This is a genomic window from Cellulosilyticum sp. ST5, assembly GCF_046529625.1.
GTDB classification, from domain to species: domain Bacteria; phylum Bacillota; class Clostridia; order Lachnospirales; family Cellulosilyticaceae; genus Cellulosilyticum; species Cellulosilyticum lentocellum.
Window position 1 is genome coordinate 1,291,832 of the sequence record NZ_CP132338.1, and the last position, 13,505, is coordinate 1,305,336.

Sequence of the window (13,505 nt, forward strand, 5' to 3'; positions counted from 1 at the left end):
AATAGGAAGAAACTTATGTCCTAAATCAAGAAAGAGCCTGATTTTATCAGGCTCACCCATATTATATCTAATAATAAAATATTATCACTACTTAAGTTACTTAGCCTCTACTGTTAAATATAATCTTAATTTCTCCTCACAACAAATATTTTTTTAATATTAAATTTAGTTTAGATGACTTTTCGGCAACTTAATCTACGTAATATTCATCTATCTCTTCGATAATTTCTAACAATTCATTATCCGCCTCTATTTCCTCATTCTCACTAAGTAACTTTTTATATTCTGCCTTTTCTTCAGCATCTAAATTATTCGATATTTCTATAGCTTTAATTACCTCATTCATTTTATACACAGAAATCTCAGCACCTTCTAGACAAGGATTATCGATATCAAAATCTTCTAAATCGAGATCCTCTTCTTCACAATAGTTTTTCTGAGCCGCAATATTTAATTCAATTAATAGCCCTCTCATTTCATCATTTGAAGTGCAAATATAAAAATGTTCATCTGATTCATCGTGGTTGCATACTAAATATCCTTTCATTGTTTCATCCTCCAATATTTTATACAAATTATTTATAAGAAGTTCTAACCTTCTTATAAAATCACTATATCATACTCTACTACAACGAGTTCTGCAAAAAAATTAATTTGGTACTTAAACGATACAATGTATTGATTTTGTTACATTATTTTATTGGATGAAATATAAGGTTTGGAAAAATAATATCTCTTATTTTGCTTAACATCTTACAGTTAAGTGTATAAATATACTCTAATGTATCCCAATTAGTGTAAACTAACAGGGTTTTTAGTAGTGCCTCTCTAAAAGACTCTTGAAATTCATCTTTATCTTGAATTATATCTAATATGCCATTTTCTCTATAATATCCACGAATTAATTTTGTTCTCATAAATATGTGTGCTTCTGGTGGCATAACATCATCTTTAGCTGAGTCAATCGTGTGTAAATAATCACCAACCATTTTCATAGCAGTTTTTCTTAATCTTGGATATTTAACTCTACTAATAAAAATTTCGCGATAAAAATTTTTTACATCCTGAAAATTATCTTTGCTAATCCAGCCTTCTCCAAAATATTGACATTTCATAATAAAGTCGCAAGTTTGCTCGTACTTTTTCTCAAAATTAAAATCATTATGTCCTTCTAAAATCATGTTTCTTAGTTCATTCATATCATCTGCTATGTGTAAATGTCTTTCAACTGTATAGGCATTATTAATAAATTTATAGGGTTCCTTCTCTTCTTCTTTTCTTAATAAATTCTTTATGAATTTTTCTTCTTCATACATATTAGAATATGTCTTGTACAATAAATAACTTTGTGTAAATTCTTCTATATTAATAGAAAAGTCAGTGGCTACATATTTATTAAAACGTTGTTCTTTTAGTTGGTTCATATGTCTACTAATTTGAAAGTCCATACAAGTGCTATATTGATCTGCAACTTGCTTTAAGATTTTAAAGACTTGAGCCTTATTGGTAATACTTGTATTTAATGCTATCATAAACGTAATCAGTTCATTAACTTCTTCGTCAACATACTTTAAATATTCCTCTATATAGGTAAAGCATCTAAAATCCAATCCTATACAAAAATATAGTTTTTTTTCATCATATAATAATCTAATAATTTTTTCATTGAGCTGATATAACTCATTAATAACTTCTTCCTTTTTATTGTGTAGCATACGTATATCAAATCTATTCTTTTCTATTTCCCTTGAAATTTTGTATTTCGGGAATTCAGATATTTTTTTTCCCTTTGTTTCACTAATAACCTCATCTAATAATTCCATTTCTTTTTTTGTTTTTTCATCTTTTACAAGAATTCCTGAAAAGTCATATTTCATACCACTATACCTTAAATTAGCCACAATTTGCCTATCTTCATTTTTACTATCTAAGATTTGAGTAATAAACATAACTATTTCTTCGTCTGTCAATACTTCAAACGGGAACCGATTAAAGGCTATATCTCCATCGCAGATATTCGAAATCATATTATTTACTTTTATCTTATAGCTTCTATATGCACTTGTGTTTTTAGGCTTTTTATATTGATCCAATATCTTACTTCTAACATTTTCAATATTCATATTAACTCCATCTCAAATTATTTTTACCCATTACTTTAGGATGAGAAGCTATAGAAAATTTACTATGGGTACATTCCTGTGTAATGAATTCTCTTGATCTCTTTTGTCTAATAATTGCTTATTGTTGTCCAGTTAAGTGCAGTATATCAAATCTGTAACCCATTATAAATCCCTTTTCCCCTAAAATAAAAAAGCCTAACATTACAGTGAGCTAAAATGATGTTAGCTTATTCCACGTATGTATGTTAGGCTTTTTTGATAATATTCGATTTGTTTAGTAATATTGTACCACTTTTTCTGTATAGCAACAATATAAACTAACTAATTCTTTAGTTTGGCATTTATTTCTATCCCACACTTAAACTCAAACTTTATTTCATTATTCGGCATAGCATACATCCGTTCTACCAATTGGCGTAGCATCTTATCATCATACTCTGTGATTACCTCTCCTTTACTAGTTAGCACTTCCACTAGTTCTTTAATCTGCAACTTCCGCATAGCACATTCCTTTTCCTTTGCTAGCCTCTTATCTTGCTGCTTAACCAGCTCATTGTACTCATTTGAAATATTAATATACTCTTCTTCAGAGACATCTGTTGTAGACCTCCTTCTAGATTGGCTCTCTACTAATCTTGTCAATATATCTGATAGCTCTTCAATTCTTGTAGTCACCTTATCCTTGTTCTGTAACTGTTGATTCAGTACCTTATCAATGTTGTCTATCAGTTGTCCTATAAAGGCTTCTTGATTTTGGAGTAGCTCGTTCATTACCTTTACAAATGCCTCTTGAATATCGGTTTCATATAGGGCTTCTGCTTTGCAGCCTTTTCCACCTGTGGCTATTCTTTTGCCACAGCGCCATACGCGAACTTTTTCGCCTGTATATGTCCAAGTACACCTTCTAAAAGTTGTACCACATTCGCTACATACTATTCGGTGAGCCAAGGCAAACTTGGATTGATAAGTCATGGTTCCACCTTTTGAAGCACCTGGTAGGTTGTTGCGCCTTAATATTTCTTCCTGTACCTTCATGAACACTTCTTTTGTCACAATCCCTGGATGGCTATTTTCTACATAGTATAGTGGAAGTTGGCCTGTATTCTTAATTCTCTTTTTTGTAAGGAAATCTTCAGTGTAGCTTTTTTGAAGAATGGCATCACCATAATACTTTTCATTTCGTAAAATACTTAATATCGTTGAATCAAACCACTTCTTTCCTCCACCTGGTGGCGTAACTCTATCCTTAGTAAGTTCTCTAGCTATTTGCTTTGCACTTTTACCTTCTAGATAATCTTTGTAGATTCGTTTAATAATTTTAGCTTCCTTAGGAACAATAACTAGGTGACCCTGTTCATCTTTGGTGTAACCCAGGAATTGAGTATAGTTAAGCATTATTTCTCCCTGCTGGAACTTATGGGTTATCCCCCACCGCGTATTCGATGAGACCGACCTGCTCTCTTCTTGTGCCAAGGAAGAAAGTAGCGTGAGGAGAAATTCACCTTTAGAATCCAGTGTATTGACATTCTCCTTTTCAAAAAAGACTGCCACTTTATATTCTTTTAAAATTCTAATATACTTTAAACAATCCAAGGTATTTCTAGCAAATCGAGAAATAGATTTGGTGAGTACCAGGTCTATTTTATTGGCCTTACAATCTTCTATCATTTTGTTAAATTGTACTCGATTTTTAGTACTTGTTCCACTAATGCCTTCATCAGCATAAATACCTGCAAAATCCCAACTAGGATTCTGTGCTATAAGGTCAGAATAGTGGTTCATTTGTGCTTGATAACTTGTGAGCTGCTCCTCATTATCTGTACTTACTCTACAGTAAGCACATACTTTAAGTTTAGCTATTTCTTGCCTTCCAGCGATTTCAAACACCGGCCTAGCTGGTATGACTGCTACATTTCTTGTCACAATTTTCATTCCTTCCCACGTTTACTGTAATCCGTATAATTCTTGTGTAGTACAATATTATTTAAAAATACAAAATCCACTTTACCTGATGGGAATAAAGTGACCTGTTTTATAACCTTATTAAATAAATTACCATCAAATTCTTGTGGTACTTCCTTTATTTCATATAATAACTCGCGCAGTTTTGCACTTTCTTCTTCATAATCGTCCAGTACTGTATGGTCCCATATTTCTTTAACTCGTCTATCTAATAAATCCAATATCATCTGTGTATTGGGTGTGCTTTCTTGCAATGCCTCTTTTATTACTAGGTCAACTTTTAATAACTCATAACTAGTCTTTGTACTTTCTTTTTTAACAGGCACTTTTTCAAGGCTCTCAAATTTATTGTAAAATTCAGCGAATACTTGTATAAATAATTGCTCAAGTTCTGTATTATCAATGCTTATCCTACAGGATACTTTTCCCTCTGATATATAATTGCCACAACGCCATACTTGTCTTCTATAAGGCTTATTAGGACAAACAATATGACTTTGACAAGTTTGATTACATTTTCCGCATACTACTATACCAGTAAAGGGGTATTTTTTCTTTTTATTATAGGGCGTGTTATTATAATAAGTACTTTTATAACGTCCTTCTTCATATCTACTCTTATTAACTTCCAAATACATATTTTTTGAAATAATAGACGGAAATTGATTTGTTCCTTGATACTTTTTATTTTTAAGAATATATCCTATACTTCTGTATTTCCATGTATCTGAAGGTGTAGGAGCATTCACTTTGATTAACCATTTTGTAATATCTATTTGTGATACGCCAGACAAGTACTTTTCAAAAATAGCCTCAACAAATGGTGCCTCCTTCTCATTCAGTACAATCCTATTTTCTAGATTCAATTTATAACCATAGGGTAGGTGTCTAAACATATCAGTCTCCTATTTTTTCAGGTAACTCTATACCATTTTTTAATTTGAATACGATATTGTTTCTTGAGTAAACTATTATGGTGTAAATGATAGCATCAACTAATTCCTTATCTAAACTACGAATTACTCCCTGTGTATCTTTTAATCGTGAGATTATCTTATCGGTATCATTTAAATTGCGGATAGTGGAAAAATACTTGTCAGCTAAAACCTGTTTCCTTTTCTTTAATTCATCCATCTTTGCACACAACTCGTTGTTTTGAGCAGTATATAGCATAGGTGTTAAATTTCCATTAGCTGACAAATCAGCAAGAACCCTCATTTGGCTGATTACTTGTTGAATCTGCAGATCATATTCCGCTATCTCTTTATTATCTTTTAATTTTTCAATATTTCTTAGAGCGTTACGATAAGGGACTAATAAATTATCTAGGCTAAAATACAGCTTTCGTAGGACTACTATAGTTAATTTTGTAATAGCATCATCGTGAATGGAGCCCCCCCTTGCATTTGGTACCGTAGGTTTTTCTTTTACTACTACAATCCCAAGCGACTCTTGGATAAGTGGTACCTGAATTCTGAGTAGTTCTTCTTAATATACAACCACATTTACCACAAATAATTTTACTTGTTAATGGATAGCGGTTTTGCATTTTTTGAGCTACATCCTCGGTTAGTCCTTTTGCTAGTCTTCTTTCCATTGATAACTTCTGAGCACGTTCAAAATCTTCTCTAGATATTATAGGTTCATGGTTGTCTTTAATATAATATTGGGGTTGCTCACCTTTATTTCGTTTTCTTTTAAAAGTAATCTCATCTCCTGTAATCGTCTTTTGCATTAACACGTCGCCACAATATTTTTCATTTTTAATCATTCTATTTATTGTAGAGCCCTGCCATGTTGCTTTTGTAATAGTTGGAATACCTTTTTGATTAAGCTCTCTTGCAATAACAGCAGTCCCTTTCCCTGAAAGATATTGCTGGAAAATATATTTTACTAATTTGGCTTCCTCCTGATTTATGACTAATGTCTGTTTTACTGGATCAACGTCATACCCCAAAAATTTCGTGGGAGCAATTTGAAATTTACCTTGACTATATCGCCGCTGATTGGCCCACCGTATATTTTTTGATAAGGAAATCATTTCCTCTTGTGCGATGGAGCTCAATATCGAAAGTACCAATTCACTTTCTTCTGAAAGTGTATTAATATTTTCTTTCTCAAAAAATACCCCTATTCCTATCTCTTTAAGCTTTCTCACTACCTCAATGCAATCTGCAGTATTCCTTGCAAATCTGGATATGGACTTAGTAATTACTAGATCTATTAGCCCACACTCACAATCATTGATGAGTCTCATAAAATCAGTTCTCTTTTCTTTGCTTGTTCCACTTATCCCCTCATCAGCATATATACCCAAAAAATACCAGTTTTGATTACTGTTAATATATTGAGTATAGTGTGTAACTTGGTTGGAAAATGAATTTAACTGCTCTTCATGCATAGAACTTACTCTACAATAGGCACAAACTCGAAGTTTACTTTCTTCTATTGTTTCATTTTTTTGAGTAGGTTCAATTACTGTAACCTTCTTCGACATTAGTATTTCCTCCATTTCTTTTAAGGTAGTGACATGTTACCGTACAAAGTAGATAACATCAAGGCTAGATAGAAGCTATTAGTGGTTTCCATTTCTCAATGTTTAAAGCATCTATTTTTTTATATTCTTCATCTGTAATAATGCCCTGCTGCAAGAGTTTATTTAGAACACATACCGAAGCTTGATAATATATTTCATTTTTGTTTATTGAATCCATCAAAATCTCCTTTACAAGCATAAAAAATTAGGGTGACCCAATCGAGCCACCCCCTAAATATCATCAACTATTTAATTGTTACAATAGGTATTCTTTTCTCTTTATCATACCCGATATCTATATGCTCATCAGCTAAATCCCTAAGCTTAATAAAGTTAGTTCCTTCTTTATTAATAGTAGTAACTTTTTTCTCTTTTCCATTAAGCTGTATCATTATTTCTTCTATCTCTTCTTTTTGTAATCGCTTATTTGCTTCTTTCTTCAACTGCTCCCATGCTTCTGGGTGCTCCACATAATATTTAGGACAATTCTTGCCTGTTACATCATAGTGTCTTATAACATTCGTAAGAGGATTAAGCTTATATCGATTGCAAATATCTACAATAAGTTCAAGTAATGTTTCATAGATAGGGCTTACAAACTGTCCCTCCCAGTCTTTATGACAAACCTCTATTCCTAGGTGATGACTATTAGCTGAACTTGCATGATATGCTACTTCAGTTTCAGGCATACAAGCAATCACTTCTCCATCAAGCCCTACAATATAATGTGAACTAGCATAGATAATGCTTCCATTACTGTTTTTCTTCCCTACTTTTAAGCCTTCAAAATAGTTTCGATTTGCCAAAGCAGTGGACATAGGGTTAGCCACCCAGTGAACCACAATTCCAGTAATTATCCCTATCTTTTTCCCTGGTCTTGAATAAGCATTTACAGTCAAATAATTATTCTGTACCTTCATCTTCATCACCATCCTTCTTCAGCTGCTCTAATACTGATTTGACTTTCTTAGGAATAGGTAATCCCATACGCGCTGCATTTTCTAAGATGCTAATCCCTTCATTAGAGGTATAAAACAAAATAATGGCCGTGCGAAGTGCCGTGCCACTGCCTAACAATTTCGAATCTATAATATGCCCTACTGCCACCAGCATAAAAATGCTAACCTTCTTAAAAATCCCTTTAAACCCTATTTCACTAGATAGTTGACGGTCTACGATAGCAGCCATGACACCTGTTAAATAGTCTATCAGTACAAAAGCTATTAATGAATAAATGAGTCCATCAAAGCCTCCCATTATGCCTCCTATAAAACCACCGACCGTAGCAATGGTGAGTCTAATTCCTTCTATTAAATCCTTCATCCTCTGTTCCTTTCTATTTAAGTCCGATTATCATTGTTTCTTTTAATTGTATTTTCATTCCATCTGATAAGTTAAGCCTTTTTGCAACTAAATCAAAACTAGATTGATATTGATAAACTATAGGTGGATTAACTGATACATCCTTAAATAACTCTCGCGTTTCTCCCTCAAAAACAATCTGACCATCTACTATAATACGTACATTTGCACGAGGTGAAGAAGACCAATCATCTCCTTCAAAATCGTATAGGTCGTAGCCACCAATCATAACATAACCTTGCTTAGGCATATAACCAAAACTACTAGATAAAACGGTTGTATAGGTATTAGCTTTAATATAAGTACTTACATTCTTATAAGCTGCTAGGTTGACAACACTTATCTCCTCTATACTTGGTAGTTTTCCTTCACTTCCACCACTTGCATTACCTCCGCCTATGCCTAGCCCTGTTCCTAATAGCCCACAAAGAAAGCCATTTTTGAAATCTATATCACTCATTTCACACCTCTTGCTTATAACCAACAATCATGGTTTGATAAAGTTCAAGTGCCATACCATCTGTCATATTGAGTCTTTTAGCTTCTATATTAAAAGAACTCTGATAGGTAAATGCTCTAGGATTAGCTGGTGTTTTACTAGAGAAAAATCCTGTTACTTCTCCTTCGAAAATAACTACATTATCAGCAGTGATTCTAAGCATAGCTCTTGGTGTTCCACCGCTAAAATCCTCCCAATCTTCAAGTTGATAAGCACCCATTATAACAATGCCACCCTTTCTAGGAATATAGCTAAAGCGGCTACTAAATACGGTGTTATAGGCAGTTGCACTTAGGTAGCTAGCTCCTTCCCCAATGTCTCCTGTGTAACGGGCACAATTTACAAAGGTTAAGGTACTCATATCAGGTAAACCACTCGTCCCACCATCACCACTTGAAATACCAAAAGATGCTAAAGCACTTAAAAAGCCTGTACTAAAATCATTTAATATCATTGTCCTACTCCTAACTCCAGCTGACAGGTACAGTTAAACCTGTTTGAGAATTATATAAGGAAGTAATTTTCCCTTCATTATCTTTACTCCATGTAAAAGTAGTTGTGGTTTCTCCGTGTTCTACAACTACGCCTGTACTACTAAAAGATGCCTTAGTTAGGGCTTGTCCTGGAATTTCAATAAGGCCTCCCATATTGATGTTTTGAATAATAGTTTCTCCACCACCGGCTTCTATACCTTCAATACCATTTTCACCTAATTTAATTTGATGAGTAGCACCTGTACTTGTAATATACTTAAAAACAAGTCCATCTAGTTCCTTATAAATAAAACCTTTACCCTTGTCAGTTGTGCCACTAGCATCTGTACCAACACCCCAACGCATAAGTGGAAACTGAGTATCTCCTATCAGTCCAAAAGTGAAAGAAGCCTTTACACTCTCAGTGAGTACTTTTCTCACCTTGACTTTAAACTTATCAATATCCGCCTCTTTTAAATCCTGATAGATACTAGTTGGCGAAGTAATCGTGAAATACTTATATGCCTGCATATGGTCTTCAATAGCTGTGTAATAAATTTGGTCACTATCTTTGTTTTGATAATCTTGTATTTCTGTATCACTGAGTGTTTGGGTTACAAAGTCTATTTGCTCTTCCTTAATCCTGATAAAGTTACGAATGCCACCTTCAGGGTAATCTTTTCTTACATCTAAAGCATCAAAGTTTGTTTCAAGGAATTCTACATTCAAGTCTCTAATCCAAGCATTGAGAATATGAGCAGTCTTGGCACTAATAACTTCCTGCTCTATCACTTCCACAATGACATTTTGAACAACCTCCTGAACGACTTCCTCCGCCTTTTCTGTAATGATTTGTTCAATATCCGTAAAATCCTTCTTACGGGCACCTAATTGATAAGTATCTTCTCCAGTAGATAAGCTTTTGCTATACCCTACCACCTTATAGACCATTTCCTTATCCAGCAGAGTGTTATGAATATTAACCAGTTCACAAAGCTCTAGAGACAGTTTTCTTATCTTAGGAATACTGATTGAAATACTACAAGTTGGCTGATCTACTGTAGCTAAATAACTAGAAGCCAAACTCATAAGTGTTATTTCATCCTCAGCGTCGAATTCTTGATATCCTTCTCTCACAAAATTATAGAAGCTAGCATTGGTACTTGCGATATAACCACTCAGTTCACCTTTTGTATCCTGGTAATACAACTTAGTGATAACATCTGATACATCTGTACTCTCATCTAGAGTTGTAAAATCCCTACCTTTGGTTAGTGTTTTAATATTCTTTTGCCAGTTAGGTGTTCTTATATGAACCTTTAATCCCTCATAGCTTACTTCTGTTTTGGTAATTTCTAATAACTGACTAAGGGCATATTGAGCATTATTTTTTATTACTTCAAAGTCAAAAGTAAGTGTATCATTACACTCCCCTACTTCAAGAATAGTTCCTGCAAATAAATAAGTAAGAGCCTCTGAAACACAGGTACTCTTAAGCTTAAATTCATTAAGGAACTTAAACATCAATATCTGTGTTTGAAGTAGCTCAGCATTATAGGTTAATTCAATTTTAGAAGTGTCACTATCGGATAAATCCGTACAGACATAAAAAAGGCCATCTGCTTTAAAGATGGTTTTCTGGTTAATGCTGATATTCTGTTCTTTGAGATACTTACTTAGGATTGAGAAAGATAATTTGTAGTAGCCATTTCTCTCACCAGTTACAGAACCATTTGTTATGGGAATACTAGCATAAGGAATTATTAGATTTTCTAAGGTATAAAGCTCAATCATGTCATCACCCCTATAGTCCTATTTCTAGCTTTCTTTAGCGTGTAAAGGTATTCTGCAAAATACTGAGCGTTTTCTTTTGAATTGATATTCATAGTTTGAATAATAATATCCCCATCCTCATAATGAGCTGTTGTAGGCATCAAGGTGTTAAACAATCCAGCATTTCTGCTTTCTACGCCTTGTAACTGTGTTTTTACAGCAATATTTGGAATAGCTTGCATCGCACTAACAATACTTTCTCCCATCTGCTTTGTATCTCTCACCACTTCTGGAATACCTTTTAAAATACCTTGACCAATCCCTTTTTCTACAAAATCTTTCTGAAAGACTCTAATAGCCAGTCTTGAAGGGGAATGCATATCAAAAGTACTTGTAATACTATTCCATACACTACTTGCCATGTTTTTTGCTGCTTGTACTACAGAGCCTACACCATTTGCAATCCCTGTAGCAATTCCTTTCACCAAATTCAGTCCTACCTCACCCCAGTTAGTATTTCTAAATACATCAATAATTGCTTTAACTAGCTTTGGTGTAGCTTCCATTAGTTTAGGGATGGCTTCAATTAATCCCATAGATAAAGCAATCACTAATTCAATAGCTGTTTGAACAATCTTATCAATATTGTTTAAAATAAACTCTACTAACCCAACAATAATTTGTATAGCAGCATCAATAAGCATTGGAATAGCTGCGATAATGCTATCCGCCAGTTGTCTTATCAAAACAGGTGCTTGCTCTAGCAGGGTAGGTAGTGCATTAAGTAGACCTTCTACTAGAGCTAGAATCATATTAATAGCAGCTTCAATAAAGGCTGGCAAATTATCTAGAATCGCTTGAACTAAATTCAAAATCCCTTCTACCATAACCGGAATTAAGGTGGGAAGGGATTCAGATAAAGCATTTATCAATGTAATAACTATTTGTAATGTAGCATCTGCTAGTGTTGGCAATGTTTCCATTAAGAAGGTAATAAAACCAGTTATCAACTCACCAGCTAAGCTTGCAAAGACTGGAGCGTTTTCCTGAATCACTGTAATCAGCGCATTAATGAGTTGATATGCCCCATCCATGAGCAGAGGTAAAACTGTAGGAATAACATCTGCTAAGGCTGAGGCCAATCCACTAAGTACATCGCTTATGACTTTGACTAGATTAGGCAGAATCTCAGTTAACTTATTAACCATTCCTGTGGCAAATGTATTTATAGAGGCTGTAAAACTTGTTAAGGTATCACCACTAAAGCCTTTACTTAGTGCATTAGCAAACTCACTCAGTAAAGGAAGTACTTCCTTACCGAGAGGAATAAGGAAATCTGTTTGAATAATCCTTCCTATACCACTAATAGCGCTGCCTAGGTCATTGTATTTAATCTTATTAATCTTAGCCAAGGTATCCGCTGACTTATTAAACTCTCCATTTACATTAGTTAATGCCTCCATAGCTTCTACGCCTAAGTCCTCAAACATAGTACCAAATAGACCTACACCAGCTGCATTTTGAACCACCTTATCATCACACTTCATAAGAGCTGAAATGACTTCATCAAACGCTTTGGAAGCCGTTTCTCCGCCTTCTGAAAATCTTGCTGTTAAGTCTTCACTATCTAATCCTAATGCTTCAAAAGCCTCTGTGGTGGTATTACTACCATCCTTAACACGAATACCAAACTCCTTAACTGAGTCGCCTAATTTATCAATACTAAAGGTTCCTTGCTCAGAACCATTTTCTAGCATATTGAACATGTCTTCTGCATCTAGACCTAACTGTCTGAAATGGACACTATACTCATTGATGGTATCTAAGAGGTCATCATTGGCATTAAGTCCTTCTTGAGCCCCTTGAGCAATTAAGGTATAAGCTTCATCTGCAGTCACACCAAATTCTTTCATCATCTGATTAACAGCTCTCGTAGTATCAGTTACATCAAAATCAAAGCTGTCTCTCAGCATCAAGGCATTTATTGTTGCATTTTCAAGCTCAGCTCCAGTCATGTTAGTCTGCTGAGCAATGGTAGCCATGGAACTAGCAATATCTTCAAAGTTTTCTCCAAAGTTATTACGATAGATACTCATCATACCCTCTTCAAGGCTCTTCATTTCCTTATCTGTAGCACCTGTTTGCACTTGTAAACTATTGAGTGCTTTCTGAGCATCGTCTGCACTCTTAACAGCTGCAACACCAATGCCGGCAGCTGCTGTACCAATACCTACTAAGGCAGTAGCAGTTCCTTTCACTGCCATACTGCCAATAGATTTAGCCGCACTTCCTGCCATAGAACCTAGTTTAGAGAGCTTACCTTCTGATTTTTCACTAGCTTCTCCCAATTCTTCAATCTCATCTACGGATTCATCAGCTGTCTCTTCCAGTTGTCTCAGCTGAATTCTTGTTTCTTCTATTTCGCGATTAAAGGCTCTGTACTGCTCATCATTAATCTTGCCTTCTCTAAATTGTCTGTTGACCTGATCTTGAGCATTTTCTAATCGTTTAAGTTTTTCAGTGGTATTTGTAGTTTGCTCCTGTAAGAGTTTCATCTTCTGAGCAACTAATTCTGTGTTTCCTGGGTCGAGCTTAAGTAACTTTTCGACATCCCTTAGCTCTGATTGGAGAGTCCTACTACTTTTATTAACATCACTAAGAGCCTTCTCAAGAGGCTTGGTATCACCACCAATCTCAATGGTGATACCTTTAATTTTACTAGCTATATCTGTCACCTCCTCCCATTTAGGTCAATTTTGCGTATAAAAAAACACCTA

General features: G+C 34.4%; 13 protein-coding genes. All 13 read right to left on the minus strand.

The window, feature by feature from the left end:
• Window positions 1-190: 190 nt before the first annotated feature.
• The 13 genes from QTL86_RS06310 to QTL86_RS06370 all read right to left on the minus strand — a co-directional run bounded on the left by QTL86_RS06310 (window position 191) and on the right by QTL86_RS06370 (window position 13,463).
• Window positions 191-547: a hypothetical protein gene (locus QTL86_RS06310; RefSeq protein ID WP_410496788.1), complete on the minus strand. Its 357-nt coding sequence runs from the start codon at window positions 545-547 to the stop codon at window positions 191-193.
• A 145-nt stretch (window positions 548-692) separates the two neighbouring features.
• Complete coding sequence (locus tag QTL86_RS06315; protein ID WP_410496789.1) at window positions 693-2,123, minus strand: hypothetical protein; 1,431 nt, start codon at window positions 2,121-2,123, stop codon at window positions 693-695.
• Window positions 2,124-2,444: 321 nt separating this feature from the next.
• The gene (locus QTL86_RS06320) at window positions 2,445-4,055 is read right to left on the minus strand and encodes a recombinase family protein (protein ID WP_410496790.1); all 1,611 of its coding nucleotides are present in this window, start codon (window positions 4,053-4,055) and stop codon (window positions 2,445-2,447) included.
• The gene (locus QTL86_RS06325; protein ID WP_410496791.1) at window positions 4,052-4,981 is read right to left on the minus strand and encodes a recombinase family protein; all 930 of its coding nucleotides are present in this window, start codon (window positions 4,979-4,981) and stop codon (window positions 4,052-4,054) included. Before QTL86_RS06325 ends, QTL86_RS06320 begins: the two co-directional genes overlap by 4 nt.
• Window position 4,982: 1 nt before the next feature.
• Complete coding sequence (locus QTL86_RS06330) at window positions 4,983-5,303, minus strand: hypothetical protein (protein ID WP_410496792.1); 321 nt, start codon at window positions 5,301-5,303, stop codon at window positions 4,983-4,985.
• Window positions 5,304-5,463: 160 nt separating this feature from the next.
• Window positions 5,464-6,582, minus strand: coding sequence for a recombinase family protein (locus QTL86_RS06335; protein WP_410496793.1), 1,119 nt, complete (start codon window positions 6,580-6,582; stop codon window positions 5,464-5,466).
• Window positions 6,583-6,646: 64 nt separating this feature from the next.
• On the minus strand, window positions 6,647-6,799 hold the full coding sequence (locus QTL86_RS06340; RefSeq protein ID WP_410496794.1) for an SHOCT domain-containing protein: 153 nt from the start codon (window positions 6,797-6,799) through the stop codon (window positions 6,647-6,649).
• 67 nt (window positions 6,800-6,866) lie between these two features.
• On the minus strand, window positions 6,867-7,547 hold the full coding sequence (locus tag QTL86_RS06345; protein WP_410496795.1) for an N-acetylmuramoyl-L-alanine amidase family protein: 681 nt from the start codon (window positions 7,545-7,547) through the stop codon (window positions 6,867-6,869).
• Window positions 7,525-7,944: a holin family protein gene (locus QTL86_RS06350; RefSeq protein WP_410496796.1), complete on the minus strand. Its 420-nt coding sequence runs from the start codon at window positions 7,942-7,944 to the stop codon at window positions 7,525-7,527. The genes QTL86_RS06345 and QTL86_RS06350 overlap by 23 nt, the downstream gene beginning before the upstream one ends.
• Window positions 7,945-7,957: 13 nt before the next feature.
• Window positions 7,958-8,443, minus strand: a complete 486-nt coding sequence (locus tag QTL86_RS06355; RefSeq protein WP_410496797.1) for a hypothetical protein — start codon at window positions 8,441-8,443, stop codon at window positions 7,958-7,960.
• Between the two features lies 1 nt (window position 8,444).
• Complete coding sequence (locus QTL86_RS06360) at window positions 8,445-8,936, minus strand: hypothetical protein (RefSeq protein ID WP_410496798.1); 492 nt, start codon at window positions 8,934-8,936, stop codon at window positions 8,445-8,447.
• A 10-nt stretch (window positions 8,937-8,946) separates the two neighbouring features.
• On the minus strand, window positions 8,947-10,749 hold the full coding sequence (locus QTL86_RS06365; protein WP_410496799.1) for a hypothetical protein: 1,803 nt from the start codon (window positions 10,747-10,749) through the stop codon (window positions 8,947-8,949).
• A complete protein-coding gene (locus QTL86_RS06370) occupies window positions 10,746-13,463 on the minus strand; it encodes a phage tail tape measure protein (protein ID WP_410496800.1) in 2,718 nt (905 codons plus the stop codon). The genes QTL86_RS06365 and QTL86_RS06370 overlap by 4 nt, the downstream gene beginning before the upstream one ends.
• Window positions 13,464-13,505 lie beyond the last annotated feature (42 nt).